Origin of the sequence: Moorena sp. SIO4E2, assembly GCF_010671945.1 — a bacterium.
GTDB classification, from domain to species: domain Bacteria; phylum Cyanobacteriota; class Cyanobacteriia; order Cyanobacteriales; family Coleofasciculaceae; genus Moorena; species Moorena producens.
On the sequence record NZ_JAAHIE010001217.1, the window covers coordinates 1 to 1,402 of the forward strand.

Genomic DNA, 1,402 nt, shown 5'->3' on the forward strand with positions numbered 1-1,402 from the left:
TCATTGCAACCGGCTTCACTCCTGCAATGCCTGATGACCACATTTCGATATCCAAACCCAAGTCTCCAGACAGTGAGCTCTATCTTAGTGTCAAGAAATTTATCAAAGAATGCCTCAAAACTACTGTACGGCTAAAGGATGACAGCAACGGAACAGTTTATCTTGGCGAGATTCCTATTCATGAGCATTAGCTCAAGTCGTCCGACCGGGAACGGACAAAATTAAATCCCCCCAGTAACATTATCAATCGTGGCACTCCCCACTTTGTCGGTAGAGATGCTCAACTTGAGCAGCTCCATCAGGAATTTCAACAGACCAATCAATTAGCAATTTGTGCCATTGCCGGAATGGGCGGTGTGGGCAAAACCGAGTTAGCTCTACAATATGCTTTGAGATATCAGGATAACTACCCTGGTGGTTTGTGCTGGTTCCCAGTGCGAGGGTTGGATCTCGGGACTCAAGTTGTCAATTTTGCCCGTACTAAATTAGGATTAACCATTCCAGAAGAACTAGAGTTCAACCAACAAGTAGAATACTGCTGGGGGCATTGGCCAGAAGGAACAGCATTGATCGTGCTGGATGATGTGCCTTCTTTCAGCAAGGACTACAAACAGAGAATTCAGCCCTACTTACCTCCAGCCCAATCCCGCTTCAAAGTACTGGTCACCAGCCGTCAGCGTCCAGGGGCTTCTTACCGACGAATTGACTTGGATGTGCTATCCCCAGAGGCAGCATTGGAATTATTGCGTTCGCGTAGCGTGGCCTACGGCCAATCGCTTGTTGGAAAAGAGCGCATTGAGAAAGAACCAAACGAAGCAGAAGCCTTATGTGAATGGTTGGGTTATTTGCCTTTAGGTTTGGAGTTAGTCGGACGATATTTAGATATACATCCGAATTTAACCATTGCTAAAGTTCAGAAACGTTTAGAGAAAAAGAAATTAGCAGCTAAGGCATTACTTTATCAAACAGAACAAGGGGAGATCACAGCCCAGTTGGGAGTAGCAGCAGCTTTTGAGTTATCCTGGGATGATTTGAAAGAGTGTCCAGAAGCCCAGCAGTTGGGATGTCGTCTGAGTCTTTTTGCTCCTGCTCCTTTTGATTGGTTCTTGGTAGAGAAGTGTGTTATCGAAACTGAAGATGAAGATGACTGGGAAGAAGAACAAGAAGAATTGGAAGATTTACGCGTTCGCGTAGCGTGGCCTACGGCCAATCGCTATCTGGTCAATCGTAATCTCTTACAACTGACCGAACAGCAAACCTATCGACTCCATCAACTAATTCGAGAATTTTTCCTGACCAAGCTGGCTCAATTACCAGAGGCCGATGGCTACAAGCAAAGCTTTTGTCAAACAATGGTAGCTGTGGCCCAAGAAATTCCTGATACACCAACTCAGATCGTAAG

The 1,402-nt window shown here is 45.6% G+C and carries 1 protein-coding gene and 1 pseudogene; both read left to right on the forward strand.

What is annotated here, in order from left to right; genetic code table 11:
• Positions 1 to 191 (forward strand): annotated as a pseudogene (locus F6K37_RS42340) (hypothetical protein); the annotation flags it as partial.
• Between the two features lie 138 nt (positions 192 to 329).
• Positions 330 to 1,402 (forward strand): NB-ARC domain-containing protein (locus F6K37_RS42345; protein WP_287257211.1); only part of this gene is annotated, 1,073 nt, incomplete at its 3' end.